Annotated in this window: 30 protein-coding genes; 4 read left to right on the top strand and 26 right to left on the bottom strand. The window is 45.1% G+C overall.

What is annotated here, in order from left to right; translation table 11 throughout:
* Positions 1-125: 125 nt before the first annotated feature.
* From T3H97_RS10710 to murI, 6 genes are all read right to left on the bottom strand, one after another.
* Positions 126-611, bottom strand: a complete 486-nt coding sequence (locus T3H97_RS10710) for a tetratricopeptide repeat protein (protein ID WP_328802486.1) — start codon at positions 609-611, stop codon at positions 126-128.
* 160 nt (positions 612-771) lie between these two features.
* Positions 772-1752 carry a S8 family peptidase gene (locus T3H97_RS10705; RefSeq protein ID WP_328802485.1) on the bottom strand — a complete coding sequence of 327 codons (981 nt, stop codon included), beginning with the start codon at positions 1750-1752 and terminating at the stop codon, positions 772-774.
* A gap of 193 nt (positions 1753-1945) precedes the next feature.
* Entirely contained in the window at positions 1946-3340 is a 1395-nt protein-coding gene (locus T3H97_RS10700; RefSeq protein WP_069291764.1) for an MATE family efflux transporter, read from the bottom strand.
* Positions 3341-3399: 59 nt separating this feature from the next.
* Positions 3400-3822, bottom strand: coding sequence for a metallothiol transferase FosB (gene fosB / locus T3H97_RS10695; protein ID WP_328802484.1), 423 nt, complete (start codon positions 3820-3822; stop codon positions 3400-3402).
* 94 nt (positions 3823-3916) lie between these two features.
* Complete coding sequence (locus tag T3H97_RS10690; RefSeq protein WP_328802483.1) at positions 3917-4684, bottom strand: aminoglycoside phosphotransferase family protein; 768 nt, start codon at positions 4682-4684, stop codon at positions 3917-3919.
* A gap of 91 nt (positions 4685-4775) precedes the next feature.
* Entirely contained in the window at positions 4776-5630 is an 855-nt protein-coding gene (gene murI, locus T3H97_RS10685; RefSeq protein ID WP_328802813.1) for a glutamate racemase, read from the bottom strand.
* Positions 5631-5870: 240 nt separating this feature from the next.
* On the opposite strand from murI, the gene T3H97_RS10680 reads away from it, so the two are divergent.
* Entirely contained in the window at positions 5871-6497 is a 627-nt protein-coding gene (locus T3H97_RS10680) for an FMN-dependent NADH-azoreductase (RefSeq protein ID WP_043882169.1), read from the top strand.
* Positions 6498-6641: 144 nt separating this feature from the next.
* On the opposite strand, the gene T3H97_RS10675 is transcribed toward T3H97_RS10680, so the two are convergent.
* From T3H97_RS10675 to zwf, 8 genes are all read right to left on the bottom strand, one after another.
* Positions 6642-7151: a hypothetical protein gene (locus T3H97_RS10675; protein WP_250244845.1), complete on the bottom strand. Its 510-nt coding sequence runs from the start codon at positions 7149-7151 to the stop codon at positions 6642-6644.
* Between the two features lie 173 nt (positions 7152-7324).
* A complete protein-coding gene (locus T3H97_RS10670; protein ID WP_023988309.1) occupies positions 7325-7480 on the bottom strand; it encodes a hypothetical protein in 156 nt (51 codons plus the stop codon).
* 792 nt (positions 7481-8272) lie between these two features.
* Entirely contained in the window at positions 8273-9358 is a 1086-nt protein-coding gene (locus T3H97_RS10665) for a lactonase family protein (protein ID WP_328802482.1), read from the bottom strand.
* Between the two features lie 69 nt (positions 9359-9427).
* Positions 9428-9874, bottom strand: a complete 447-nt coding sequence (locus T3H97_RS10660) for an OsmC family protein (RefSeq protein ID WP_013310026.1) — start codon at positions 9872-9874, stop codon at positions 9428-9430.
* Positions 9875-9929: 55 nt separating this feature from the next.
* Positions 9930-11138: an MFS transporter gene (locus T3H97_RS10655; protein ID WP_328802481.1), complete on the bottom strand. Its 1209-nt coding sequence runs from the start codon at positions 11136-11138 to the stop codon at positions 9930-9932.
* Between the two features lie 380 nt (positions 11139-11518).
* Entirely contained in the window at positions 11519-12193 is a 675-nt protein-coding gene (locus T3H97_RS10650) for an SOS response-associated peptidase (protein WP_103047805.1), read from the bottom strand.
* Between the two features lie 156 nt (positions 12194-12349).
* Entirely contained in the window at positions 12350-13243 is an 894-nt protein-coding gene (gene gnd, locus T3H97_RS10645; protein ID WP_134902702.1) for a phosphogluconate dehydrogenase (NAD(+)-dependent, decarboxylating), read from the bottom strand.
* Between the two features lie 54 nt (positions 13244-13297).
* Positions 13298-14800 (bottom strand): glucose-6-phosphate dehydrogenase, encoded by a 1503-nt coding sequence (zwf, locus tag T3H97_RS10640; RefSeq protein ID WP_190299146.1) that lies wholly within the window; start codon positions 14798-14800, stop codon positions 13298-13300.
* A gap of 290 nt (positions 14801-15090) precedes the next feature.
* Here zwf and T3H97_RS10635 point away from each other — a divergent pair, with 290 nt between their 5' ends.
* Positions 15091-15411: a winged helix-turn-helix transcriptional regulator gene (locus T3H97_RS10635; RefSeq protein ID WP_007430161.1), complete on the top strand. Its 321-nt coding sequence runs from the start codon at positions 15091-15093 to the stop codon at positions 15409-15411.
* A 142-nt stretch (positions 15412-15553) separates the two neighbouring features.
* Positions 15554-15883 (top strand): hypothetical protein, encoded by a 330-nt coding sequence (locus T3H97_RS10630; RefSeq protein WP_328802480.1) that lies wholly within the window; start codon positions 15554-15556, stop codon positions 15881-15883.
* A 10-nt stretch (positions 15884-15893) separates the two neighbouring features.
* On the opposite strand, the gene T3H97_RS10625 is transcribed toward T3H97_RS10630, so the two are convergent.
* The 7 genes from T3H97_RS10625 to T3H97_RS10595 all read right to left on the bottom strand — a co-directional run bounded on the left by T3H97_RS10625 (position 15894) and on the right by T3H97_RS10595 (position 19969).
* On the bottom strand, positions 15894-16817 hold the full coding sequence (locus T3H97_RS10625) for an NAD(P)/FAD-dependent oxidoreductase (RefSeq protein ID WP_328802479.1): 924 nt from the start codon (positions 16815-16817) through the stop codon (positions 15894-15896).
* A gap of 237 nt (positions 16818-17054) precedes the next feature.
* Positions 17055-17657: a nitroreductase family protein gene (locus tag T3H97_RS10620; protein ID WP_250244839.1), complete on the bottom strand. Its 603-nt coding sequence runs from the start codon at positions 17655-17657 to the stop codon at positions 17055-17057.
* A gap of 106 nt (positions 17658-17763) precedes the next feature.
* On the bottom strand, positions 17764-18042 hold the full coding sequence (locus T3H97_RS10615) for a hypothetical protein (protein WP_328802478.1): 279 nt from the start codon (positions 18040-18042) through the stop codon (positions 17764-17766).
* Between the two features lie 130 nt (positions 18043-18172).
* Positions 18173-18499, bottom strand: a complete 327-nt coding sequence (locus T3H97_RS10610; RefSeq protein ID WP_254325780.1) for a (2Fe-2S) ferredoxin domain-containing protein — start codon at positions 18497-18499, stop codon at positions 18173-18175.
* Positions 18500-18534: 35 nt separating this feature from the next.
* Positions 18535-19035 carry a metallophosphoesterase family protein gene (locus T3H97_RS10605; protein WP_328802477.1) on the bottom strand — a complete coding sequence of 167 codons (501 nt, stop codon included), beginning with the start codon at positions 19033-19035 and terminating at the stop codon, positions 18535-18537.
* Between the two features lie 24 nt (positions 19036-19059).
* Complete coding sequence (locus tag T3H97_RS10600) at positions 19060-19494, bottom strand: Rrf2 family transcriptional regulator (protein WP_134904703.1); 435 nt, start codon at positions 19492-19494, stop codon at positions 19060-19062.
* 97 nt (positions 19495-19591) lie between these two features.
* Positions 19592-19969 carry a DivIVA domain-containing protein gene (locus T3H97_RS10595; protein WP_023988297.1) on the bottom strand — a complete coding sequence of 126 codons (378 nt, stop codon included), beginning with the start codon at positions 19967-19969 and terminating at the stop codon, positions 19592-19594.
* A gap of 144 nt (positions 19970-20113) precedes the next feature.
* Between T3H97_RS10595 and T3H97_RS10590 the strand changes: the two genes are divergently transcribed.
* Positions 20114-20683, top strand: a complete 570-nt coding sequence (locus tag T3H97_RS10590) for a TraR/DksA C4-type zinc finger protein (RefSeq protein ID WP_328802476.1) — start codon at positions 20114-20116, stop codon at positions 20681-20683.
* A gap of 92 nt (positions 20684-20775) precedes the next feature.
* Here the strand turns inward: T3H97_RS10590 and T3H97_RS10585 are convergent, their stop codons facing one another.
* The 5 genes from T3H97_RS10585 to T3H97_RS10565 form a co-directional block, all read right to left on the bottom strand.
* Positions 20776-21780 (bottom strand): Gfo/Idh/MocA family protein, encoded by a 1005-nt coding sequence (locus T3H97_RS10585; RefSeq protein ID WP_061830313.1) that lies wholly within the window; start codon positions 21778-21780, stop codon positions 20776-20778.
* Positions 21781-21799: 19 nt separating this feature from the next.
* The gene (locus tag T3H97_RS10580) at positions 21800-22162 is read right to left on the bottom strand and encodes a replication termination protein (protein ID WP_013310011.1); all 363 of its coding nucleotides are present in this window, start codon (positions 22160-22162) and stop codon (positions 21800-21802) included.
* Positions 22163-22423: 261 nt separating this feature from the next.
* Positions 22424-23062 (bottom strand): CatB-related O-acetyltransferase, encoded by a 639-nt coding sequence (locus T3H97_RS10575; protein ID WP_328802475.1) that lies wholly within the window; start codon positions 23060-23062, stop codon positions 22424-22426.
* Positions 23063-23204: 142 nt separating this feature from the next.
* On the bottom strand, positions 23205-24377 hold the full coding sequence (locus T3H97_RS10570) for an acyltransferase (RefSeq protein WP_328802474.1): 1173 nt from the start codon (positions 24375-24377) through the stop codon (positions 23205-23207).
* A gap of 274 nt (positions 24378-24651) precedes the next feature.
* Positions 24652-25239: a general stress protein gene (locus tag T3H97_RS10565; RefSeq protein ID WP_328802473.1), complete on the bottom strand. Its 588-nt coding sequence runs from the start codon at positions 25237-25239 to the stop codon at positions 24652-24654.
* Positions 25240-25341 lie beyond the last annotated feature (102 nt).

The raw sequence follows: 25341 nt of genomic DNA, 5'->3' as shown, positions 1-25341 counted from the left end.
CCTATAGCTAAACAATAAACAGTAAAAGATCACAGTCAGGGAAGAGAATTACTGCTCTCTGACTGTGATCTTTTTATGTACGAGCATATATATACGTTACTGCTTATGCTCTCACTCCGGTTCACCTATGCCTCGATCTGATCCAGTTTATCTGCATAATATTGAATAGCACGTGAGTACTCCTGTGTAGATAAATCCGAGGTCGTCTCAGCCACCTCCATTAGCAGCTCCTGCATGGCTTTCCCGTATTCCCCCAGATTGTATAACACCATCGCGTAAAATACCCGAAACGGTCTGTAATCCGGAAATTCGTTCATTCCTGTGTCCAACCACGCTTTCGCCTTGGCGTAATCTCCCAATACACGATATGTACTGCTTAATCCCAGGATGGCTCCTTTCCTTGATTCTGTGGATAGTGCCATACCTAGGCTTTTTTCATAAAAGGGAACCGCCTCCCTCTCCAAGCCCAGTGAGTCATGCGTCCAAGCTGTCTGATACCACAGTTCTCCATCATGTTGCTGCTGTTCTAATGCCTTCAATAGAAGCTCTCGCGCTTCCTCTGCTTGCCCTGTGCGTCTTAGCTCGCTGGCTTGCACAATAATATCATTCATACTAATCCTCCAATTCTAACTTACGCCTCTATCTTTGTGATATATGTTACCCGACACTGGAATGCAATGTAAACGGAGATTTTCCAAAAGATCTGAAACGCAAAAAAAAACGACTCTCCCTTTAGGAGAGCCGCTGTATATCCGAAGTTGAAGTTACGGTTTATTTAACCTTCAATGATCCTGTAGTGAGTATTCCCGCTACACGCTGTGCGTCGAAAATACGGGAGAGCTCCTCCACTGCCGTCAAGTACAGTAGACCGTTGCCCTCCAGTTTAGGAGAATTGCCGAGTGGAATCGTGCGTTTGATGAGTTGTGCGTATAATTCCGGTTCGGTGAGATCACGCTCAAAGCTCGCATTCGCCAGCTGCTTAATCAACGCCAATGCACCTGCTACGTGCGGAGTAGCCATCGAAGTTCCGCTAAAGGTCGCATATTTGCCGCCTGGAACGGTGGACAAAATATCTTCTCCCGGTGCAACCAAATCCACCTCATTATTAGAATTACTGAATTCTGAGGCGTGCCTGTCAAAGTTGATAGCACCTACGCTAATCACTTCATTATAGCAGCCGGGGTAGCCGAGCTCGTCCGTTCTGTCGTCACCGTCCCCCTCATTTCCAGCTGCACAGATGACTAAGATTTGGCTAGCCACAGCCTTTTTTACGGCTTCATGAAGCTCTGCCACATCCTCAGAACCGCCAAGTGACATCGAGATGATATCTGCCTTTTGCTCAATTGCATAATAGATGCCTTGAATAATCCAGTCATATTGACCGGAGCCCTGCTTGTTTAGCACCTTGATGATGAGCAGGTCTGCCTCTGGAGCAACACCCACGACACCATTCGCATTTTCCGCTGCCGCGATGGTTCCTGCCACATGTGTACCGTGGCCGTTGTAATCCTTGAAAATTTCCGGATCACCTTGGTCATCATCCGTGAAATTCCGGCCGCCAATAATGCGCGCCTTCAAATCAGGATGGTCCGAATCACAGCCCGTGTCCAGCACCGCCACCTTCACGCCTCGGCCTCGAGTCTGGTTCCATACCGCAGGAGCCTGAATCAACTCTACCCCTCGCGGTATTTCATTCACTTGTTGCTCCTGCTTGATCACTTGGTAAGGAATGATATGCACTTTACGTTCCATCCTATTCCCTCCTTCATGGATTCAATCGGAAACCATCCGTCTTTGAAACTTTGAAAACCTCTACTACGTTCGAGGTTACTATATTCTAGCAATTTTTGAAAAGTTTTAACATCCCCATTTTGCTTATTTTTGTAAAAAAACAGACATCCCCCAATTTTCTTGGAGAATGTCTGTTGTAGAATCTCTTTCAGCCTTAGACTGATTCCGCCTGAAGTTCAGCCTTAGATAACAGCGATTTGTGCTGCCATTTCCGACCCTTCCAGCGTAAATAGTGGAAAATGCCTCGTACCCACTCATCGCAGGCATGTGCAATCCACACACCCAGCACACCATATCCCATATGAATGCCCAGCACATATGCTAGCGGGATTTTAATCCCCCACATTGAAATAATGGCCATCATCAACGGGAACTGAACATCTCCCGCTGCTCGCAAGGAGTTAATGACAACATGATTAAACACACGGCCCGGCTCCAGCAATATACAGAAGAGCAAAATCGCTGCTCCTAATTGAATGATCGCCGGCTCATCTGTAAAGATCGCCATCACTTCATATCGGAAAAAGGAAACTACTACGATCACAGCAATCGTAATGACCAAAGACCATTTAAGGCTCCGTAAAAGTTGATGATAGGCTTTTTCCTTGTCTCCTGCTCCAATTAGGCGGGCAACAATAATTTCCGTCCCCTCACCTACAGCCATTCCAAATACCATAAAAAAGTACACAATTGTATTCGTATAAAAATGGGTTGCGATCGCTGTTGTACCCATAAAGCTGACAAACCGGGTCACCATCATTTGGCTAAGTTGATAAGACAACCATTCCAGCCCGGCAGGAATACCAATCTTCAGGATGGCTACCAGCTTACTCCATTGAAGCTGTACATAATACCGGATGCGAATCGGCGCACTCACACGCTTGTACAGCAGTAGAAAAATCCAGACACATGCTACAGCACGGCTAATCACCGTTGAAATCGCTGCACCCGCCACTCCCATCTGCGGCAGACCAAACCAGCCATAAATGAGCAGCGCATTCCCCACGATATGCAATATATTCATACCAATGCCCACGATCATCGTGTCTTTAGTAAAACCATGCGATCGAATAACCGGACCTGCGGTTAACATAAGCGCTTCCAGAAACAGTGACCCCCCTGCCAGCATCATATAAATCTCTGCATTTTCCTTGATCGTCGGGGTAATATGGTAAAAGGATAGCAAAAAATCCCGGCTCACAATAAACATCAAACTCAGCGCCAGACCAAACACCAGATTAAAGGTTAGTGCCGAAGCCGTAACACGGCTTGCATCCACATGCTTTTGCGCCCCCAATAGCTGAGCAATGATCACACCTACTCCAAGACCAAGCAGATTGAAAAGTATAATCGTAAATTCAATCAACTGTCTTGATACACCCACAGCCGATACAACCTCATCAGAAACATGGCTTAGCATGAACGTATCCACGCTACCCATCAAAATGTGAAACAACATTTCTATAAAGATCGGCCAAGTGATTGCAAAAACCGTCATCGTTTTAACGACTTGTGCTTGCTTGGAACCGTTTTCCTGAGAAAGTGACATCCTTCTGTATTCCTCCTAAATGCGACCCAATTATTACTTAATACCTACACGTCAATTAATCAATCATAAAAAGTCATATGCTTTTTATCTTTTTTATAATATTCCAAGCGGTCCTGCAATTGTCCTGTGTGGAATTCAAAATTATGTCCGTCTGGATCTGTAAAATAGACCGATCTTTTATCCTGTTCATTCCGCTCTCGTCCGGGCAAAATGGTGACATTAAAAGTTCTCAGCTTGTTGAGCATATTCTCAAAATCAGCTTCCGCTATCGAAAATGCAATATGCGTATAGGAATGATGAATTTCATTTCTCGGGATATCCTCTTCCACATTGAGAGCTAACCACATTCCTAGGCAGTCCAGATAAGCCAGCTTACGTCCTTTAACGAGCAGTTTTCCATCTAGTACATTCTGATAGAAATGTATAGACTTCTCCAAATCAGACACCGAAAAGCAAATATGATTCCACCCTTGTATGCTCATGTTCCCTATTCCTTTCAGCGAACCCTGTCTAGCCAATAGGTCCACGCTTCTGTATATTTATCGAGGTCTTTAGGATGCTGGCGAATGCAGGTAGCTACACGAAAGTATAATCCCAGTAACACTTCCCTGTCTGCTTGTATTCCCCTGTCATCTCCGGCTCAAGCTTCTCTAAGGCAGGCAAAATAGTATCGACGGTCAGCCTATCCGGTGAAGAACAAAAGGCGTATATCAGATCATACAGAGGTTCTCCTACCACTGGATCAGGGTCAATAATACCCGTCAATGTACCGTTTTCGGTAAACACAAAATTATGTACTCCACAGTCACCATGAAGCAAATATTTAATATTACGTTGTGGCAAACCAGCCACAAGGGTATGAACGAACCGATGATTCTCTCGGGGTAAAACGCCTTGTATGATCTTTTCAGATTCCTTCGTTCTATGTAGCAGAAAATCTCTCCATTCCACAAACGGGTGATCCGGATAACCATAATGACGTTCCTCACCAAAAGACTTGTAGTGCGAGATCACCTCCGTTGCTAGACGAAGCAACAAATCGCTTTTGTTTCGTTCATGATACTGTGTGAACCCTGACCTGAACATGTATACCAAATAACGGTTCAACGGATCTACATAAACCAAACGCGATAGTTTCTCAATCTGTACATAGGTATGCAAGAATTCCGCCTCGGCTTCTACGACAGCGGGATCATTTTGCTTAATCACGTATCGCAGCTTAGTTCCGTCCATGACAACTACCACTTTGCTCGAAGTTCCGCCGGTCAGTGGTTTGAGATTTCGCATACGGCTTTCAAGCACGCCCGTTTCGTGAAGCTCATTCAGGATCAGTTGAACATCCATCTCACGCCTCCCTCCATGCGTCTGACACACAATACGGCTGGCGAATTGGATATTTCATTAAGCTCCCACACGTTCGCCAGCCGCTATTCTTTTAAAAATAAATCTTTTCATGCTCCGCATAGATTTCAAGCGCCCGCTCCATCTTATGCATATAGGCCTCATCCTGACTAGAACATAGAAATGTAATGTGTCCCTCTTGCGATGGACCGGATTTTGGCGAAGGTTCCAGCAAATTGCGCTCAGACAACACCTGTTTCAACCGTCTAACTGTTCCCTGGCTCCCGTCAATTAACTGAATATGAGAAGGTAGTAGTTCCCTTAGAATTTCCTTATAAAAAGGATAATGAGTACATCCCAATACCACCGTACCATATATGTCTAGATTGAACGAAGACAGCTCATGGTTAAAATATTCGGACATTTCTGCCCGGTCAAAATTCAACTGTTCGCAATAATGTACTAGCTCCGGCAGAGGTAGTGAGTCCACGCTCCCATGATCGTCAACCCTGGATACCAGCGCTGCATAACAGGATTGTTTCAACGTCAATGGTGTGGCTAACACCAGAACTCTTTTACCATTGGCTCGGTTCATCTCGACCGCTGGCTTCACAGCTGGCTCCATACCAATAATCGGAATAGGATATTCCTTCCTTAGCTCCGCAACCGCGATACTTGTAGCCGTATTGCAGGCAATTACCAATGCCTTAACATCTTCTTTAAGGATCGTTTCTACTGAAGCCTTGACATAACCAAGCACCTCTTGGGGAGTTTTCGTCCCGTAAGGCACATGAAGGGTATCCGCCATGTATACAAAATTTTCGTTTGGCAAACGTCTTAGTGCCTCGGACAATACTGTAATTCCACCCAATCCTGAATCAAAAAAACCTATCTTCAAGCTACTCACCTTTTTTCGTTCAACTATTGTGCCATATTTTGCAGGCACCATGTTCATTTTCTTCTTCGCCTACTCAAACCATTCTCTTCATTAAACTTTACATTTAAATTTTACCGCAAAACTGATATTTTGCAAAAGAAACACGTAAAATTTACAGTGTAAAAAATAAAGTAGCTTTTCAAAGTAAATTTAATATAAAAGTGTTGACAGATATTATCTTTATATTGTAATATTACGTGGTAACTTACTAACTTAACTTACTTATTCAACTTACTTAGGGGGAAATAAATCATGTCTAAAGTATTATTTGTCAAAGCTAATGATCGTACAGCTGAAGAATCTGCAACAGTTAAATTGTATAACGCCTTCGTAGAAAGCTACAAGTCTTCCCACCCAACTGATGAAATCACTGAGCTGGACCTGTTCTCCGTCGAGCTTCCTTATTTGAACGCTAACATGATCAACGGCACGTTCAAATCCGCTAGAGGCATGGAGCTGAACGCAGAAGAAGCTCGCCTAGCAAACATCGCTAATGGCTACCTGGATCAATTCCTGGCAGCAGACAAAGTCGTATTTGCTTTCCCGCTCTGGAACATGACGATTCCAGCTGTACTGCATACGTACATTGACTACCTGAACCAAGCTGGTAAAACATTCAAATACACTGCTGAAGGTCCAGTTGGTCTCGTAACTGAAACTAAAGTAGCCCTGTTGAATGCAAGAGGCGGCGTTTATTCCGAAGGACCAGCTGCTGCAGCTGAAATGTCTTTGAACTACATGAACAACATCTTATCCTTCTTCGGAGTGAAAGACATCGTGAAAGTTGTACTGGAAGGACATAACCAAGCTCCAGATCAAGCACAAGAAATCGTTGCTTCTGCTGTACAACGTGCAGTAGACACAGCAAAATCGTTCTAATCGTATATTATGAAGAGAAGAGGATATCCGCGCCCTATATGGGCTGGATATCCTCTTTTTTGTTATAAAGTATAAAAAAACACGTGCTCCCCTGATCTATAATCAAGTGAAAGCACGTGTTTGTGAAATGAGATTACTTCTATTTTAAGGAATGAATTGCTGCACGATTTTTACAACTTTACCTTCACGAAGCGTAACATGGTATGGAAATTGACTGAGGTCCAGAACGTCCTTTTTAGCAAAATCTTTCTCAAACTGTGCCAGAGGAATCGATTCGTTCCATTGCACGTCTGTATCTTCTATGTTACCCGTGTGATCATAAATCTGCACCTCTACCGAAGCATCTGGTGCAACCTGATACACGTCATTTTGTACGGAATTATTTACGATGTAGTAGCCATCTGGAGCTCCATCCAATCCTGTATTTCCTTCATGCTCCAATAATGCTTTGTCAGCTGCCGCGCCTTCATACCATTCAATCGGGTCTGCCGACAAATAAATTTGTCCGTCACGAATCTCCATTTGGTTTATATATACGGTCTCCTGATTTTCAGCAGGTATTACGGGTGTGTAGCCTTGCGCTGTTGCCCCTGCCGTCGTAATCAGCATCATCATTAAAGCCAATACGGTCCATTTCGAAGCTAGTTTCATCATGTCTGATCTCTCCTTGCCGTTTGGGTATGTGCACGGTGTCTGTAAGCTTCATTACCCTTGTGTACCCATCATAAACGTTGCACGGTTAAAAAGTGTATCAGATACATAAAAAAGAAGTTACGATTTTTTAAGACTTGGTCTTAAAACTTGATAACATGTCCTATTTATCTTTGCTATCTTAATAACCCGACCTGACGTGCCTGTTCTTCGGTGAGAATAAACTCTTCATTCTGCCATACCTCGTCCTCTTTGGTTACAGCAAACATCCCCATGATCTCTGTCCATATTCCTTTGTCGACGGCTTCCTTTTGCGTAATGATAATTTTCATTTCGTTTCCTCCTTTATATACTCTTATCGGTCTATGAGGCCCACTTCGCGATCAGATGGTTTCTCCGATCGCTGTTGGAGCTTGATTTTTTGAATATATTTTAATGGTTAAAATCAAGTTCCAAAGGCGAACGCTATCGCTTCTCCGAAATCCATCTGCCCGCTTCGTTACTCAGTTTATCCTTGCCATTGCTCATTTTTCATGAGTTTGCCTCTAAAAAAGCCAACGACCTAAACTAATACTTAGGCCAAATATAATACTTTTATTTTAAGCCTCTAACCCTTATATGGAACTCACAATGCTTGTCCTAGATTTGCATTATCGGAGTGCTTGAGAGATTCTTGTCCCGCTTATAACATATGTACCCTTTTCCTGCCGAGATTATTCGTATCTTATTTGTAGCCATAAAATTTTATATTATTTTTGTAGGTAGTGACTTCTTTTGAAATGACTAAGCCCTAAAATAAAAACGGCTGTAGGTTATCCTACGAGCCGTTTTCACTAAAAAATTTTCTATGCTTGGTTAATCTATCAGTATCATCAACATATACGTATTCGTTTATTGTTTCTGCATAAAAAAATGGTCGCCAAAAGCACTAAAGCAGCGGAGAGAACGGAATCGTTCTGAAGAAGCGGAGCGTTCGCCTTTGCCCCCCCCCGATTTCTACCCTTGAACATACAAACAAGAAATCTGGGAGCAACAGCGATCGGAAGAATGATCCGTTCTCGTAGCGATCACAAGCCGCATACCGTTACTTAGTCACTCTGCATGATATTAATGTAGAACGATTTTTACACGGAAAAGTAAAAAGGCTGTACGCATACTGGCTTGGATACGGTTACTTGTTGCCCGGTGTAGGTCAAGCGTCCACTTGCCTTGTCCACTTTGAACGTAACGATGTTGTTGGTGTCGCGGTTGGCTACGAGCATATGGTCACCATTTGGAGTCAAAGCAAAATGGCGTGGATGCTCTCCTTCAGCAGATACATGCTCGACTAGGCTCAGCTTGCCAGTTGCTTCGTCTACAGCGTATACCACAATGCTGTCATGCCCACGGTTGGAACCGTACAGATAAGTTCCATCCCCCGAAATCGCAATTTCAGCAGTTGTGTTTTCACCTGTAAAGTCAGACGGCAATGTCGGTACGCTCTCAAGCTCAGTGAGCTTGCCAGCCTCTGCATCATATGCAAAAGAAGTAATGGAAGAATCCACTTCGTTAATCACAAAAGCGAATTTACCATTCGGGTGGAACGTCAAATGACGTGGACCTGCACCTGCATGGGTTTTTGTTTCACCATGAAGCACCAGTTGTCCTTTGCTGTCATCAATGGTGTAAACGCGGATCAGATCCAGACCGAGATCTTGTACGAACAGGAAGCGGCCGTCCGGACTAAAGAAACTGGAATGTGGATGTGGACGGTCCTGACGTTCAGGGTGCGCTCCTTTGCCCTCATGCTGTTTAACATCCAGCAACTCACCGATACGTCCGTCCTCAGTCAGAGACACCAGTCCCACCATACCACCGTGGTAGCTGACTACAATAAGGTAACGATCAGATGGATCACGCTGAATGTGGCAAGTTGTTGCACCCACGTTTTCCGCACGATTCAGCAATGTAAATGTTCCTTTAACTGGGTCAATTTCGAAAGCAGAGGCTTCGCCTACTTTCACTCCTGCAGCAGAAGTCGTCTCTCCAATGGAATACAGCTTCCGATTTTTGACGTCCACATTCAGGAATGTAGGATTTTTCAAGCCGGAGAACTCATCCTGTAGTGTAAGTGCTCCTGTCTGTTCATTAAAAGTGTACGAATAAACTCCGTTACCTTCCAATTCGGCGTAAGAGCCTGCGAATACGAGCAATTTTTGTTGTGCTGTCATGGTTGTGTCCTCCTTGGATTAAAAAAATGATGGGCAATTGGAATGATTGCTCCTGTTACAAATATCGCTTCACGAGGCGCGCTCCACCACGGGCTCTGTGGACAACGCCACATTTCCCGCTACGGCACGCGAGATCATGCATGAGGTTTCTGCCTGCTCTGCCAGTCGCAATGCTTGTTCGATCTGCGATTCTGTCGCATCGGCGGCCAATTGAACCTGCGGACGATGCACAATTCGGCGATATGTAAAAATATTGTTCGTTACATCGACAATCCCTTCGGATTCCAGCGCCAGTGATGCCACCGGGAGACTCGCGCGCTCCATCATCGCCGCCAACGTAATCAAATAGCAGGTAGCGGCGGCACCGAGCAGCATTTCATCTGGATTGGTGCCCACACCAGGGCCTCCCATTTCAGCCGGGATCGAAATTGCAGTCCGCAACTGTCCAGCCTCAATACGGCCGTCGCTGTTGCGCCCCCCGTTCCAGTCTGCCTTGAGCAGAAAGGTATGCTCCATTACAGGTCACTCCTCTCTCTTATATTATGAATCTTTACACAGGTGAATGTAAAGGTTAGTCAATCTCCTGATTTTTGGTTTCCGTACCCAGCAACCATACAGCCGCTGCACCGATCAAGATAGCTACGAAGAAAATCACAAAGATAGATGGTAACGCTACGCCCTGTCCTACGAGTATACCGACCGCAAACGGCCCGATAACGCCTCCAATACGACCAAATGCAGCCGCCATACCTACACCGGTTGAACGTACGGCTGTCGGGTACAATTCCGGAGTATAGGCGTACATGGCTCCCCATGCACCGAGATTAAAAAAGGACAAGCAAATACCAGCAGCCAGCAGCATTCCTGCCGTTTCCGAGGTACCAAACCATATGGCGGACACTGCTGTGAGCAGCAAGTAGATGATCAGTACGAATTTGCGTCCCAGCTTTTCAATTAGATAGGCGGCGGTAAAGTAACCTGGTAGTTGCGCAAGCGTCATGATCAGCACATACTCAAAGCTTTTAACCAGTTCGAAACCTTTCATAAACATCATGCTCGGTAGCCACAGGAACATGCCGTAGTATGAAAATACAACTGTGAACCATAAAATCCACAGCATCAGCGTAGACTTGCGATTAGGTCCCGACCAAATCGACGCCAATCGTGCACGCAGCGGAAGTTTGACGCTTTGCTGTTTGTAACGCGGTGAATCATCAATAGCTCTGCGCAGATAAAGAGCGTACAGCGCAGGTACTGCGCCGAGAATAAATGCCATTTGCCAACCATACTTCGGAATAACAAAATAAGCAATAAGAGCCGAAAGGATCCAACCTGCCGCCCAGAAGCTTTCCAGCAGCACAACTGCTCTCCCTCGTTCTTTCACAGGCACTGATTCTGACACCAGCGTCGAAGCAACAGGCAATTCCCCACCCAAGCCTGCACCAGCAATAAAACGCAGTACCAGCAGCATTCCGAGACCTGTTGCCAAAGCGGATAAGCCGCTGGCAATAGAAAAAATCAACAATGTCCACACTAATATGGCGCGTCTGCCGTAACGATCAGCCAAAATCCCCGCCAAAGCGGCTCCGAACACCATTCCTATCGAATTCATTGCAGTCAGCAGTCCAATTTGCTCCGATCCCAGATGCCACTCCTTTGCCAACGCTGCGACTATAAATGAAAGCAGCCCCACATCCATAGCATCAAACAACCAGCTAAGCCCTGCGCTAAACAGCAATTTTCTTTTTTTGGCTGGTGGTAATGAAGTTAATTCACTCATGATTTGCTCTCCCTTAAAAGTATATCGTATGTAGACGTATATTCAGGTGTCTTGTCACCTGTAGCCTAGCATCTATTGTACCGTAAGCTTCCTTAATCTGCGAGCTTTTTAGCACAGAAAAAAACGGAAGATTGCCTACGGCAATTCTCCCGCCTTCTGGAACCTGCCACTTACCGGTTTTGGACCAGACCGATGATCGTCACCATGAGCACCAGCAGCTGGATGAGTGTATCGTTACTCATTCCAATCGCCTCCATCCCATATGAGATACTCCTTCGGCCGTTTCCCCTCTCCCCGGATCATGACGCTTGTTCCCCAATACATACCTATGCAGGTGGCGGGAAGCTTATGATCAATAATGGATGAAAATCTTCATACGTTTAAGGTTTAATCCAGGACCACTGCAAATCCATTTCCTGAATACATTCACGGTTATCATGTTCATCATTGGCCACCAGTGGGGTCACTGGATAGATGCTCATGTCGCCTTGCTCATACGTGCGCAGTAGAGGCAACAGCTCATCTATGTTCTGGACAGACGGGTCCAGCCATGAATCTATATGATCAGCTTCCAAAATAGCTGGCATACGGGTATCGAATTCACGTATATCCGTATTGGCATGAACTGTCATCATCGTACAGGTGCGTAAAGGCTCCTTACGACTATCCTGCCAGACTTCATATAGCCCCGCGACCGCAAACATCTTCTGTTCCGGCAATACCACCCGTACAGCACACATACGTTTACCTAATTTTCGCCAGTAATAAAATCCATTGCATGGAATGATACAGCGCCGGGTTTCCGCCATCTTGCGATAACTCGGATTTACCCGAACCGTATTCAAGTCTGCATTGACACAATCCTTGCCCCAGTAGGGAATAAATCCCCAGCGAAATTCATCAAGTACCCGTTCTCCATCCTGATACAGCACAATTGGAACATGCTGAGTGGGACTCATGTTATAGCGTGTTTTGTAATAATACATCACCCGTTGTATACCAAAGTGATCCCTTACCTCATCCAAATCAGCCGATAACGAAAACCTTTTGCACATTTGCTATTCATCCTTCCGCCTTTTTCACCTATTGTGCGGATATACAAGGAAAAATATGCATATGCTGGTTTTGCAAAAATCCAATAAACGACAAAACATATAGCAATATCCCCGCAGTTGTGAAGCTACGGGGATAGATACTAACTTATATTGTTATTACTTCTTTTCTACCGCGTGACCGCCAAATTCATTGCGCAGCGCAGCAACCACTTTCCCGTTGAACGTGTCTGCATCAAGAGAACGATAGCGCATCAGCAGGGACAAAGCAATGACTGGAGTTGCAGCTTGAATGTCCAGTGCTTCCTCTACCGTCCATTTTCCTTCACCAGAAGAGTGCATAACCCCACGAATTTCGTCCAGGTTTGCATCTTTGGAAAATGCACGTTCAGTCAAGCCCATCAGCCAAGAGCGAATAACAGAACCGTTGTTCCACACACGCGCTACTTGTTCATAATCAAAGTCAAAGCTGCTTTTTTCTAGTACTTCAAATCCTTCACCAATGGAAGCCATCATGCCGTATTCCACACCGTTATGAACCATTTTCAGAAAATGTCCGCTTCCGGATTTACCTGCATACAGATATCCATTTTCCACTGCTGTGTCGCGGAAAATAGGCTCAACAACCGCCCAAGCTTCCGGATCGCCACCGATCATGTAACAAGCGCCATTGCGTGCGCCTTCCATCCCGCCTGAAGTTCCAGCATCCATGAAACTGATACCATATTCTTTTAGACGGGCATGACGAGCAATAGACTCTTTATAATGAGAATTACCACCTTCAATAATGATGTCCCCTTTGGACAACATCGGTTGAAGCTGATCCAGCACAGAATCCACAATTTGGTGAGGAACCATAATCCACAATACTCTAGGGGATTGAGTTGCCTGTACAAGCTCTTCCAATGTAGAAGCACCTTTAGCTCCATAATCCTTCATTTCTTGAATTGCGGCCGCATTGACGTCGTAAGCGACAAGTTCATGCTTATGATCGATCAAATTTCTTCCGAGATTCAAGCCCATTTTTCCCAAACCAATTAATCCTACTTGCATAGTAAAGGCCTCCTGCCATAGCAAACATATTTTGTATATACTTTCTTATAAGTGTTAAGAACGAACGACTGCTTTCTCAGAGCTTTCGGACTTTTCGTCCAACCACCATGTAAAGCCTTGCTCCTCTAACAATTGATCTGAAGCTTCTGGACCGTAAGAGCCTGCTGCATACGTGTGAAGTGGAACCTCACCACGAGCAAAAGCTTCCAGTACAGGTTGAACCCACACCCATGAAAGCTCAACTTCGTTCCAATGAGCAAAAAAGGTGGAATCGCCGCGTAGCGCATCAAAGATGAGGCGCTCATAGGCTTCTGGTACATCCTTGGCCTCGGAATGATAATTCATCAGAACCGTCTCCAGTTGACCATTGTTCAGCGGGTCTCTACTGTTCAGACGCAGCGTCACCTTTTCATCCGGGTTAACATGAATGATCAGCAAGTTCGGGTCAGTCGGTTGCCCTTGAGCGGCATAAGGATCTGTGCTGTCCTTTTTGAATTCCACGACGATCCGAGTCGATTTTTCTTTCATGCGTTTGCCAGTGCGAATATAGAACGGCACACCCGACCATTGTTCGTTGTCAATCCATAGGCGAGCTGAAATGAAAGTATCATTTTGCGAATCAGGTCCGATATCCGGCTCTTCTTTATAGGAAGGAACTGCTTTTCCGTTGATCTCACCGTTGGTATATTGGCCTCTAACCACGTTGGAAGCAATGTCGGAAGGATCAAGCGCACGAAGCGCGTCCATCACCTTGCTTTTTTCGTCACGCACCTGGTCAGCCGTGACATGTCCCGGCTTGTTCATAGCCGTCATCATCAACACCTGCAGCATGTGATTTTGTACCATATCACGAATAGCGCCGGAGTGATCGTAGTATCCCGCTCGCTCCTCCACCCCTACAGTCTCGGAAGCGGTAATTTGCACATTGGCGATGTATTGATTGTTCCATATTCCTTGGAGCAATGGATTAGCAAATTTTAAGGCTTCCAGGTTTTGCACCATGGGTTTACCTAAGTAATGGTCAATACGATAAATCTCATCCTCAGCAAATGTTCTGCTTAGGCGATCATTCAGCTCACGTGCGGATTCCAAATCATGCCCAAATGGTTTTTCGATAATGAGCCGTTTCCAACCCTTTGTTTCAGCTAAACCACTCTCCCGAATATTGAGGGCAATCACATCAAAAAATTCCGGTGCCACCGATAAGTAAAACATGCGGTTCCCCGGAATTCCCAAGTCATTTTCACGTTGCTCAGCAAGCTGTAGCAGCTTTTTATAATCTTCCGGGTGGTTGACGTTCAATGCGCTGTAACGGAAAGCACTTAAGAACTGATCCATCTGTGCACGGTCATCATTCACGTGTCTGGAAAAATCCTTAATGGATTGCTCTACATTACTTTGAAATTGCTCGTCCGCCACTTCACGACGCCCCATCCCAATTACAGAAAAGGAAGCCGGAATTTTACCTTCTACAAACAAATTATACAAGGCAGGGTAAATTTTGCGTTTCGCCAAATCCCCTGTCGCTCCAAATAAGACAAATGTCATTGAATCCATGAAATATTCCTTCTTCCCATTATAAAGATGAGGTTATTAAAAGTTACCTGAGGAATTAACGTAACCCATAATACACCCAAAATAAGGGGCAAGTCAATCAAATTTTAGCGAAATCGTGAACATTCGATATATCCTGTAATGATAACGTTTTCTGTGGTATGATTGACGAAAGGAAAGAGAAAAAACTGTTAAATATGTCACAGTTGATACAAAGCGTTATAGTTACTATTGGTATACAGAGTTACTTTTAGTATACTGTTTAAAACAACAATGAAATTGAGGGGATTCAGATGAGCGACGACAGGCAGCCTAAGCTTTTGTGCGGTAAGGTGGAACAGTCCTTTCAGATCATCAGCAAAAAATGGACCGCTCTCATCATTCATACTTTGATGGAACATCCCAAACGATTTAGTGAAATTCACGTCTCCATACCTGATCTTAGCAAACGCATGCTGAACGAACGCATCAAGGAACTAGAGCTTTCCGGCCTGATCCTTCGCAATGTTATCACAGAGCGGCCTGTGCGTACTGAGTATTCGCTGACACGCAAGGGTAAAGAGCTAGGTGATGCATTGAATGGTGTGGAGAGCTGGGCCGAGAGATGGCTTTAACCGCTAACAGGAGGTCATCACACAGGGTCTCCTGTTATTGTGTTACCCCATGTGGATCATAATACAAACTATAGTACGAAAATAATGGGACAACCGCTCAGCATCTCATAATTTCAGAATGGGCCAAGGAAGGATGAGAACGATGGCATTTGGCATTACCCGCCAGGAACTTATGGCCTGGAAAAGAAAGGTCAGTCATGGTGAAATTGCTTTTCTGACACATTACTGGCTGGATGATCGCTTTCCAGGCATTACAACTGTCACCAAGGTAGGATGTTCTGATTTGGACAAGCTGCGCTTATGGTGCAACCAAAACGGATTAGACCCCCAATATATTCATCAGCGTCAACCCTATCCGCATTTTGATCTTATCGGCAACAAACAAGCGGAAATTTTACGTAAGTATGGCATTAGCGATCAATTTAAACGCTTTGAACTTCAACTCCCAACGAGTATACGCCCATCGTTCTAAACCGCAGCTCTCAGAGCTGCGGTACTTTTGTTTTCATACCAGTTAATACCTTGTGTATCCAAATCGCTGACATAGCTCCTTCTCCCATCGCCACAGTCGCTTGCTCGGCATGAGCTCCTAAGTCCCCGGCTACCCATACATTTTCCACATTTGTCATTTTGCTGCGAGGATGAGTTTCAATATGCTTATTGTGCAGCAGATGTACACCCAGTTGCTCTGCCAGCTCTGAATGAACATGATTGCTGCCAAAAGCTAAAAAGCCTCGCTCTGCTCGAACCACTTGTCCATCAGCCAGCCGCACTCCTTCAAAACAGCCCGGTTCTCCGGTTATAATCTCAGAAATGGCTGCTTCCTTATAGCCAATCCCTTTTTCCCGCAGCTTTAAGATCAGCTCGTCCGGCACCTCTGAACGTTCATGATTGACATAAACAAGTTGATCGGTGCGCGCTGATAAAGTCAGAGCCATGGAAGCTCCTGCTTTGCCTGCCCCCATAACGACCGTGCTGCGATCCTGAACCTCATAACCGTCACAATCCGGGCATACATATACACTGTTGCCCAAGCAGGCTTGTAACCCATCCAGCTTTGGAAAACGGTCCGTTAGCCCTGTCGCCAACAGCAGCGTTTTTGACGAATACACGGATCCACCTTCCACTTGAATGTCAAAAAGCTCATCTCTTTTGGCGGCTTTTACCGCCTTCTCTTCAACAAATTCAGTACCTAGTTTCGTGGCTTCACTACGTCCAAGCCGTCGCAGCTCTTCACCAGAAATTCCGTCAGGAAAGCCCAAAATATTATGATACTGGTGGCACAGCGTAGATCGACCATAGCCCGAATCTATCACTAGAACTCGATGACTGCTGTATCTCCCCAATTGAATCGCTGCTTGCAATCCGGCAATTCCCCCACCAACAATAATGCAATCATAGTTCATCACTTTTCCTCCTTTGAATGCGCATTATCCTAGACGTCTGCATAAAACCGCAATAACACCTATGTAAACTTCTCATCCAATTTTAAACATAATATCACCCACTAACGGATGAATTAACCCCTGTGTCCGTACATATCAAAAGCTTTCATGCCTTAAAAATGGAATGACAAAGAGCACTGTAGATAACCACAGTGCTCTAATCAGGCTGAACCTGAATCGTCGTTGTATCGGTTTGAATTATTTAAACGTTTTTACGCGTTCTTCAATAGGTTGGAATTCTTTGTCACCTGGTTGGAATGTCGGTTTACCGAACGGCATTTCGGCAATCAGTTTCCAATGCTCAGGAATGTTCCATTCGTTTTTCACTTTTTCATCAATCAATGGGTTGTAATGCTGAAGGGATGCCCCCAGTCCTTCTTGTTCCAGAGCCGTCCATACAACCAATTGCAGCATACCATTAGATTGGTTAGCCCAGATTGGGAAATTGTCCGCATAGGCTTCGAATTGTTGTTGCAGACCAGCTATCACGTTGTTGTCTTCAAAGAACAAGACTGTTCCGTAACCGCTGCGGAAACCGTTCATTTTCTCAGCAGTAGATTTGAATTGTTCTTCATTGCCTACCACTTCCCGCAAAATACCTTCTGTAATATTCCACAGTTTGTCATGATGCTCTCCAAGCAACACTACAGCGCGTGAAGTTTGGGAGTTGAAAGAGGTAGGTGTGTACTTCACAGCTTCCTCTACAATTTCTTGAATTCGTTGGTCAGAAATGACTTGTTCTTTGCTAATACCATAATAGGAGCGTCTGTCTTTCAGAGCTGTAAAGAAGTCTTTAGTCATTTTGTTACCTCCTGAGAAAAATTAATTACTTTTCGTAACTTAATATACATTACATATATCTTAAAGTCAAGAGATTTCTTTTTAAATATTACCAGTTAGTTGATGATTATACGCCACCATTGTATTTTTTCTCACTGGAAGAGGTGTGCTTGGTTGCATCCTTGTCTCTCTCCTCCTGTCTTTCCATCTTCAAATCCTCTACAGGAATGGCGTCTACCGTCTGCTCGGTCTCAAAACGGTCGAACAAGCTTTCCTGCTCTGTCGGATACTGCTCTGCATGATCTCGATTGATCGACTGTTTCTGATGTTTAGACTCCGTTCTTCCTTTCCCCGTCTGTCCTTTCTGCTCATTCTGATCGTGCAGGTTATCTTCAAATGGGGCCATTTTACTTCCCTCCCTATCGGATTGGTGTCCACAGTATACTTTTACCTTTCACATCGGGGATTAAACGCAAAAAAGAGAAAATCTCCGCAAAGATTTTCTCTACTCATGTACTTATAGATGGTTGATTGGATTATTCCGAGCTGGATTGCCCTGTACACTCATGAAAAAGATGAGGTTCCAGCTTCTCTCCCGTTACGAGCTTCTGCACCAGTTGAGTCCCCGAGTCGGGGGTCATTTGACCATACCAGTCCCCTTGAGGATATACGATTACAACCGCAGCATCATGACAACGCCCATTACAGCGAGTTCTAGTCGTGTGAATATATGCTTCTGCATTTTGTTTACGAATTTCATCCCGAATTGCCTGTGTAACTTCTTCACCCTCATTTCGCATACATGTGCCTCCATTGCAGATCAACACATGATGCTTCATCGGTTCTAATTCAAAAATGGCCATAGCTTCCCCTTTAATCAACAGTTGTTGGTTTTAAATCAATGTTTATCTGGATAAAGAACAAGCTGTGCTTCCATCTGACCAGCTTCAATCGTCAGCACGATAAATGAATATTCGTCTTCGCCGCGTTTGTCCGTCGGAGACCCCGGATTAAGGACAAGCTGACCGTCAATCGTTTTGACCACCGGAATATGCGAATGTCCATAAATCAGGCAATCCAGCATTTCTCCCTTAAACGTATTCAATGCGATATTTTCTGTCGAACCTCGCCAGCCGTGACCGTGAACCATACCGATCCGCTTGCCTTGGGCTTCAACGATTCGCTGATAGCCTAAACGCTCTACGATGTCCATTCCATCATTGTTTCCGGCAATGCCTTGCACAGGCGCAAATTCAGCTAGACGTTCATATACGAACCAATCCGTCCAATCTCCGGCATGAAGAATGAGGTCACTGCCTTTTAACTCCTGTACAAGCCGACTAGGTAACGTTTTGCTTCTATGCGGCATATGAGTGTCTGAAAGTACGATGATTTTCATATCAATTTCTCCTTACCAGCGTCTTTACATAGATGAACTTTGTTGCCCCACGCGCTGCTGAAGTGCCTGCTCCAGATCTCGCAGCGTAACAGTCTCGAAAAACGCCTGTATTTTCTGCTCTGCCACGGTATATAAACCATCCAACAATGCGTCTATGTTCCTACCTACCTCACAATTATGATTGCTATCGGTATGGATGGCGAACAACGGACCTTCATCCTTGGTCGCCTCATAGATCATTTTCAGATTGATGTTTGAACTGGACATGCTTAGACGAAAGCCGCGTGCTCCAGGCGACGAATCAACCAAACCCGCTTGCTTGAGTCGGCTCATAATCCTTCTCACAACTACCGGGTTTGTATTGATGCTGGAAGCAATAAGTGACGATGTCATTCGCTCCGGTGCCCCTTCAGCCAGAAGAAGCAGACAATGGATACTAACGGAAAAATGGGTACTCATGTTAACCACCTTTATGTGTGTGCCTCATTAAATGTTTGGTAAAATGCATGTTTCCATCATACCACAATAGAGGCACCAACACAGTGCTTACTGCACCTTACTCCGGAAAATAGTCATTTTCAGGACGTACTCGCACTTTTAATTGTCGTACACTATATTCCAACTGCTTAACGATATCCTCCAGTTGACGACGGTCAAGTCCATTAAGGTCGGCGGCAGGCTTAGGTGCATTTTTCAAATCACGTATGGTTGCCTGCTGCTCCTGCCACTTGTCCATCAGGTCGGCTATATTCGCATAAAAGCGTTCGTAATCCTTGATCACTTCATCCAGAAAGGCATCCACCTCGTCCGGGTCATAGCCGCGCATTTTATTCTTAAACTGTTTCTCATGAATGGAGAGCGCGTCCAGCTGAATGCCCAGTTGTTTAAACAACTGCTTTTGTTTATCCAGACGACGCTTCATATGTTCATCCATCGGTTATTCCCTCCTTAACACACTATTCTTTTTATATCATATTCTAGGCTGGGAATAAAAGTCTCTGCTGATTGCCCGGCCCTCTGAACGGGTATAAAAGAGCATACGTGTCACTTATACAGACCACGAAGGGGAGAGATGATCATGAACCATTTGAACGATTCGCAGCTTGCAGAGCTGAAACATATGTTGCTGGAGCAGAAAAAGGATTTAGAAAAGCATTTTGAACAAAACGGTCAGGAAAACGCTCCATTGGGAGAAACACTGACAGATTCCACAGGTGAGCTCTCGTCCTATGATAACCACCCCGCTGATATAGGGACAGAAACCTTTGAACGGTCCCGTGATCTGGCGATTAATGATTCGCTGCAAGACGAGCTGGAGCAGGTCAATGCAGCCCTTCAACGGATGAAGGATGGGACATACGGAATATGTGTGGAGAGCGGGGAAGAAATTCCTTTTGAACGGTTGCAAGCCATTCCATATACAGCCTATACAGTCGAGCACACGCCAACTCGAGAATTATCGAATGACCGTCCTGTAGAGGAACAGGTCATGACTCCGCCGCTCAAGGGTGCAGGTGAGGTTCGCCAACGGAATGCAGGACGATTTGACGATGCGGGCGCATGGGACGCCGTGGAGAAATACGGTACATCAAACTCGCCTGCAACTGCCGCCAAGCGTGATGTCACAGATTATGATGAAAATATGTAATGCTATACGCTTATGTATTCGTTCATCTAAAAAAGCAGCTTGTCCTTTGGACAGGCTGCTTTTTATGCCTTACGGGAATACGGTGATCCCATTTATCCAATTTCTATCCGTTTCCGACTGCGAGCTGATTCGATACAAGCGTCGATCACTTTCATATTGCTCACCGCATCTTCTGGCTCATACGGCAACGGGACACCGTCAAGCACCGCTTTAGCAAAAGCATCCGCTTGCAGTTCAAAGGAATTAAAACCTTTCAGACGTTCCTCACGCGTAACCGAACCGACGTGGACGAAAATTTGCGGTACCACAGACGTTCTTTCCCAGCCGAACATTTTGGGCATCGCAATCGTACCCTTGCTACCGAGAATTTCCATGTTGGAACGATTGGCTGCCCACATGCCACAATCGAAAGTAAGATTGACTCCACCCGGAAATTCCAGCAAGCCGGAAGCCATCATATCGACGTTGTCATGCTCCGGGGAAAATAAGGCATGTACCGTCACTGCCTCCGGCTCCCGATCCAAATACATACGAGCGGCTGATATCGGATACACGCCCACATCATACAGCGAGCCGCCGCCCATGTTTTTATTAAAGCGCACATTATCTGCCTGATCGGTATTGTTAAACGTAAACGTGCAATGGATGCCGCGAATGTCACCAATTTCCCCACTATTGATAATTTCCTTAATTCTTCGATGTTTAGGATGATAGCGATACATAAAAGCCTCTGCAAAGATCACTCCTGCACGTTGACATGCTTCAATCATGCGGCTTGTCCCGGCCGAGCTAAGAGAAGATGGTTTTTCACACAAAACGTGCTTCCCAGCCTCCGCTGCCCGAATGGTCCATTCTTCATGCAGATGGTTCGGCAACGGAATGTACACCGCTCCGATTTCGGGATCAGCCAACAGTTCATCATAGCTTCCATAACTTTTCGGAATATCGAACTCCCGGGCGGCCTCAGCGGCTTTATCCGCATTACGACTAGCAATCCCAAGCACTTCTCCGCGTTCGGATTGCTGAATCGCAGGAATTACAGCGATTTGGGCGATCTCCGCAGTGCCTAAAATTCCCCATTTCAGCTTTCTACCCATCATTCTCATCCTTTCGTGGTTAGGAATAGTTGTCTTGTTCCGCTTTATGCAGCATACCTAAGCAACGGTCCAAATCGGCTTTGACCTGCTTCTTGTACAGTCGGGCTTTCTCCTCCCCATCATCTGTAAAGTGATAGAGTACAATCTCCTGAAAATCCACGCGCGGGTCTGTTCCTTTCAAACGCTTGGTACGGTAAAAAACGCCTTCCTGTACCAGCTCATGCAGCGCCCGGTAGACCTCGCTCTGAGGCGGAACATATCCAAAACCACTAAACTCATCCTTCATTGATTCGAGCATCTGATATCCATAACCGCGATGCCTCTCCACCATTGTGATCAGATAAATTTTGATAAAAGCCCGCTGGGATATCATAAACGCCATTTTGCAGCCTCCTCCACACCTTATTCGTGCACCTTACCTTCCATTATAAACCACTCTGCGTCCATAGACTATTTCGTTTGATGATATGAGAGCTTATGAGAACTCTCCATCCCTTGTGACCTGTTTTAAGATGGTGAGAGATATAGAATGAGGCGATATATGGTAGTGTGCGAAGCGCTGAGAAATGATTTTATGGTTTACTATTATGAATTTTTCATATGTTGAAATAATATAACTAAAACTAAAAAATAGAGTTACAGATTACGAAGACTGGATTAATTGTTTTAAGGCCTCCGTATCGTTACTTGTCAAAATAGGAATATATTCTGTTATTTTTTGGATGTCCCAGTCCCACCATTTCAGGGTTTGGAGCATAGCTATAGTTTCCTCATCAAACCGATAACGAATTAACTTCGCGGGATTTCCTCCTACAATGGAATATGGCAGAACATCTTTAGTCACCACGGCATTTGACGCAATGATCGCGCCATCACCAATTTGAACTCCGGGCATAATGGTAGCATTGTAACCAATCCAAACATCATTTCCAACCACAGTGTCCCCTTTGTAGCCCCCACTTAAATTGGGTAAACCAACTTCCCAATCTCCGCCAAACGCTCCAAAAGGAAAAGTGGTAAACGCATTTGTACTATGATTAGCGCCATTCATAATAAATTTGGCTTTGGAAGCAATCGCGCAAAACTTACCAACCTTTAATTTGTCCCCTATAAAATCAAAATGGTATAGGACATTTTTCTCAAAATCCAAAGGGTTATCATCATCGTCATAATAGGTATAATCCCCGATTTCGATATATGGTTTAACCACTACATTGTTCAAAAAACACAGACTTCTAATATTTTTCATCGGAAAAACGCTTCTTATATCTGGACCACTCATTTAGCGACCCTCCCCATATGGATGTGAACATCCAGTCTATCAGTATGTATACTATTAAACAAATGTAGATAGAAAAGTATCCCTTGGCCCTATTTCTTGGCTTTGGGATACTCTTGTGAACATATGTGATTGGGTTATCAAATCAGGCTTGCTTTTGTAAGGCTGGCGGACCTCCAGTCGGGCGAGGACGAACCCGAAGCCCCACGATCCATTTGCCCAGAGGCAAACGTGCCAGCAGCCATGTTCCAGCAACGGAAAAGATCATACAGAGAACGAATGAAGCCAGCGTACGAAGAACGTGACTCCAGTCTGCAAACAACGTCTCGTCAAAATAATAGGTCACACGCAGCATAAAAGCATGCATGAGATACGCTCCATAGGACAACGTTCCGATGGCCGTCAGCATACTCGCCGCACGTCCCCCCTTATGAGCAATCCACGTCGCTACCCGATAAGCTACAAAAATAGACGCAACGCAATATACAGCCATGACCGGACGCAGCAGAGACAAATAGTTAAAGGAAAGAACTGTACCTCGCGGCGTCTGGAACTGACCGATCATCTCATACAGTAAGTAGCCTGTAATTACGATAAACAACGGCCAGTATATCATCTGTGCTTTGGTTACCCAAGCATTCCAACGCTTGACGTTCATCCCGGCTGCCGCTCCTAGCACAAAATAAAAGAAAAAATAGATCACATTCCGGTCAGCATACAGGGTAAACCAAGAGGTAATGACCGGAAGCTGGAGCTTATCCATCGCTTGGTATACGGGTCCAACGGCGAACATGAGTAAAATATATAGCACGCCGAATCCAGCCAATGCAGCGGGTCGCCATTTTGACGGCAGTAACGCAGACAAACGGCGAACGACATAACGAAACACGGGAAATAACACATAACATTGAATAATCATAACGATGTACCATAGATGATAGCTGCTTTTCCCGTTCAACAGCTTCTGGAAAAAATCCAGCGGGTGAATATATCCACCACTTTGGGCAAGTTGATTTCCCAATTCGTATAAAAGAGACCATATGATATAAGGAACGATGATGTCCATGAATCTTTTACGTAAAAACGTTCCGTACTTTAAGGATCCATCATAATTGTAAAATAACACCATTCCAGTGATAAATACAAACACAGGAACTGCAAATTTGGAACACAGCAGTAAAAGTGTCATCAAAACCCCGTCCTGGATGCGCGCCCCCTGCGCAACCGCATAATGTGCGACGGAATGCTGAAGAACAACGGCGGCAAAAGCCAGCCCTCTCAGCAAAGCGACTTCAGATATTCTCTCTTTTTGACTCATGTCACTCTCCTGTTACATCTAGCAATTTATAAATCCAAGATTTTTGCAAAATCCTCAAATCTATTATAGCGACAATTCTGTAAAAATATATAGAAGGTTAAACGTGCCAATGGCATGCAAAGCATCATTTATCTCAGGTTTATCAATGAGTAGCCATATGTAAAAGCAGCAGTCCTCCCTCTCGGGGAGACTGCTGCTGCTGTAGAAACAACCTATTTGCAAAGGAGATAGGAAAGCCTACTGTAAATCACTTTCTTAACTAGCCGTAAGGTGTTTACAGGTTCCTTTTAGTATCTGTGTACACATCTGTACGCGGCGTGTCTGCCACCGTATCATCATATGTTCTATAACGATCCGCATTCAGCGAACGGTTGGTGCGGAAAATATCATAAACATCCCTGTGATGGTCAGCTGAATCCACCAGCACTAAAATCTTGCCCTGATCGACGTATGTCTCGTATTGACGTGCATCATCCTCTGGAATGCCCAGCCCGACCAGTCCACCGACCAAGCCACCTGCTCCCGCTCCGACAGCTGCTCCGGTAAGAGTAGCCGCGATAGGTCCAGCGGCAAGGATAGGTCCGATACCCGGAATAGCCAAGGCCCCGATGCCTGCCAGCAAGCCAGCGACACCGCCTACAACTCCACCTGTAGCCGCACCTGTCGCTACACCCTCCGGTGCCTTGGTGCCTGTCTCTTCATTAATCGCTCTTAGATCGTCACGGTCACGTGTGATCACAGAAATCTCACTGCTTGGAATTCCTTTGCTCTGCAATTGTCCAATCGCACGAGACGCTTCCTGTTCTGTATCAAAAACACCGACAATTTTCTTTTCGTTATAATCGTTTAAGTTATTAGCCATGATAGTTGCCTCCCAATATTTTAGTGTTGAGTGGTTCGTTTTTCATTACCCCGCTATTATGACGTTTAAACGATTTTACAAAAATTCAAAAAATCGATTAGC

Source organism: Paenibacillus sp. LX16, from assembly GCF_036252815.1.
Classification (GTDB): Bacteria; Bacillota; Bacilli; order Paenibacillales; family Paenibacillaceae; genus Paenibacillus; species Paenibacillus polymyxa_B.
The sequence above is the reverse complement of the archived record's forward strand: the minus strand, read 5'-3'. Positions and strand labels throughout refer to the sequence as shown.

Excerpts from the sequence above, each read along its gene's own strand:
- T3H97_RS10710 (WP_328802486.1), bottom strand. The coding sequence starts at position 611 with ATGAATGATATTATTGTGCAAGCCAGCGAGCTAAGACGCACAGGGCAA.
- T3H97_RS10705 (WP_328802485.1), bottom strand. The coding sequence starts at position 1,752 with ATGGAACGTAAAGTGCATATCATTCCTTACCAAGTGATCAAGCAGGAG.
- T3H97_RS10700 (WP_069291764.1), bottom strand. The coding sequence starts at position 3,340 with ATGTCACTTTCTCAGGAAAACGGTTCCAAGCAAGCACAAGTCGTTAAA.
- fosB (WP_328802484.1), bottom strand. The coding sequence starts at position 3,822 with ATGAGCATACAAGGGTGGAATCATATTTGCTTTTCGGTGTCTGATTTG.
- T3H97_RS10690 (WP_328802483.1), bottom strand. The coding sequence starts at position 4,684 with ATGGATGTTCAACTGATCCTGAATGAGCTTCACGAAACGGGCGTGCTT.
- murI (WP_328802813.1), bottom strand. The coding sequence starts at position 5,630 with ATGGTGCCTGCAAAATATGGCACAATAGTTGAACGAAAAAAGGTGAGT.
- T3H97_RS10680 (WP_043882169.1), top strand. The coding sequence starts at position 5,871 with ATGTCTAAAGTATTATTTGTCAAAGCTAATGATCGTACAGCTGAAGAA.
- T3H97_RS10675 (WP_250244845.1), bottom strand. The coding sequence starts at position 7,151 with ATGATGAAACTAGCTTCGAAATGGACCGTATTGGCTTTAATGATGATG.
- T3H97_RS10670 (WP_023988309.1), bottom strand. The coding sequence starts at position 7,480 with ATGAAAATTATCATTACGCAAAAGGAAGCCGTCGACAAAGGAATATGG.
- T3H97_RS10665 (WP_328802482.1), bottom strand. The coding sequence starts at position 9,358 with ATGACAGCACAACAAAAATTGCTCGTATTCGCAGGCTCTTACGCCGAA.
- T3H97_RS10660 (WP_013310026.1), bottom strand. The coding sequence starts at position 9,874 with ATGGAGCATACCTTTCTGCTCAAGGCAGACTGGAACGGGGGGCGCAAC.
- T3H97_RS10655 (WP_328802481.1), bottom strand. The coding sequence starts at position 11,138 with ATGAGTGAATTAACTTCATTACCACCAGCCAAAAAAAGAAAATTGCTG.
- T3H97_RS10650 (WP_103047805.1), bottom strand. The coding sequence starts at position 12,193 with ATGTGCAAAAGGTTTTCGTTATCGGCTGATTTGGATGAGGTAAGGGAT.
- gnd (WP_134902702.1), bottom strand. The coding sequence starts at position 13,243 with ATGCAAGTAGGATTAATTGGTTTGGGAAAAATGGGCTTGAATCTCGGA.
- zwf (WP_190299146.1), bottom strand. The coding sequence starts at position 14,800 with ATGGATTCAATGACATTTGTCTTATTTGGAGCGACAGGGGATTTGGCG.
- T3H97_RS10635 (WP_007430161.1), top strand. The coding sequence starts at position 15,091 with ATGAGCGACGACAGGCAGCCTAAGCTTTTGTGCGGTAAGGTGGAACAG.
- T3H97_RS10630 (WP_328802480.1), top strand. The coding sequence starts at position 15,554 with ATGGCATTTGGCATTACCCGCCAGGAACTTATGGCCTGGAAAAGAAAG.
- T3H97_RS10625 (WP_328802479.1), bottom strand. The coding sequence starts at position 16,817 with ATGAACTATGATTGCATTATTGTTGGTGGGGGAATTGCCGGATTGCAA.
- T3H97_RS10620 (WP_250244839.1), bottom strand. The coding sequence starts at position 17,657 with ATGACTAAAGACTTCTTTACAGCTCTGAAAGACAGACGCTCCTATTAT.
- T3H97_RS10615 (WP_328802478.1), bottom strand. The coding sequence starts at position 18,042 with ATGGCCCCATTTGAAGATAACCTGCACGATCAGAATGAGCAGAAAGGA.
- T3H97_RS10610 (WP_254325780.1), bottom strand. The coding sequence starts at position 18,499 with ATGGCCATTTTTGAATTAGAACCGATGAAGCATCATGTGTTGATCTGC.
- T3H97_RS10605 (WP_328802477.1), bottom strand. The coding sequence starts at position 19,035 with ATGAAAATCATCGTACTTTCAGACACTCATATGCCGCATAGAAGCAAA.
- T3H97_RS10600 (WP_134904703.1), bottom strand. The coding sequence starts at position 19,494 with ATGAGTACCCATTTTTCCGTTAGTATCCATTGTCTGCTTCTTCTGGCT.
- T3H97_RS10595 (WP_023988297.1), bottom strand. The coding sequence starts at position 19,969 with ATGGATGAACATATGAAGCGTCGTCTGGATAAACAAAAGCAGTTGTTT.
- T3H97_RS10590 (WP_328802476.1), top strand. The coding sequence starts at position 20,114 with ATGAACCATTTGAACGATTCGCAGCTTGCAGAGCTGAAACATATGTTG.
- T3H97_RS10585 (WP_061830313.1), bottom strand. The coding sequence starts at position 21,780 with ATGGGTAGAAAGCTGAAATGGGGAATTTTAGGCACTGCGGAGATCGCC.
- T3H97_RS10580 (WP_013310011.1), bottom strand. The coding sequence starts at position 22,162 with ATGGCGTTTATGATATCCCAGCGGGCTTTTATCAAAATTTATCTGATC.
- T3H97_RS10575 (WP_328802475.1), bottom strand. The coding sequence starts at position 23,062 with ATGAGTGGTCCAGATATAAGAAGCGTTTTTCCGATGAAAAATATTAGA.
- T3H97_RS10570 (WP_328802474.1), bottom strand. The coding sequence starts at position 24,377 with ATGAGTCAAAAAGAGAGAATATCTGAAGTCGCTTTGCTGAGAGGGCTG.
- T3H97_RS10565 (WP_328802473.1), bottom strand. The coding sequence starts at position 25,239 with ATGGCTAATAACTTAAACGATTATAACGAAAAGAAAATTGTCGGTGTT.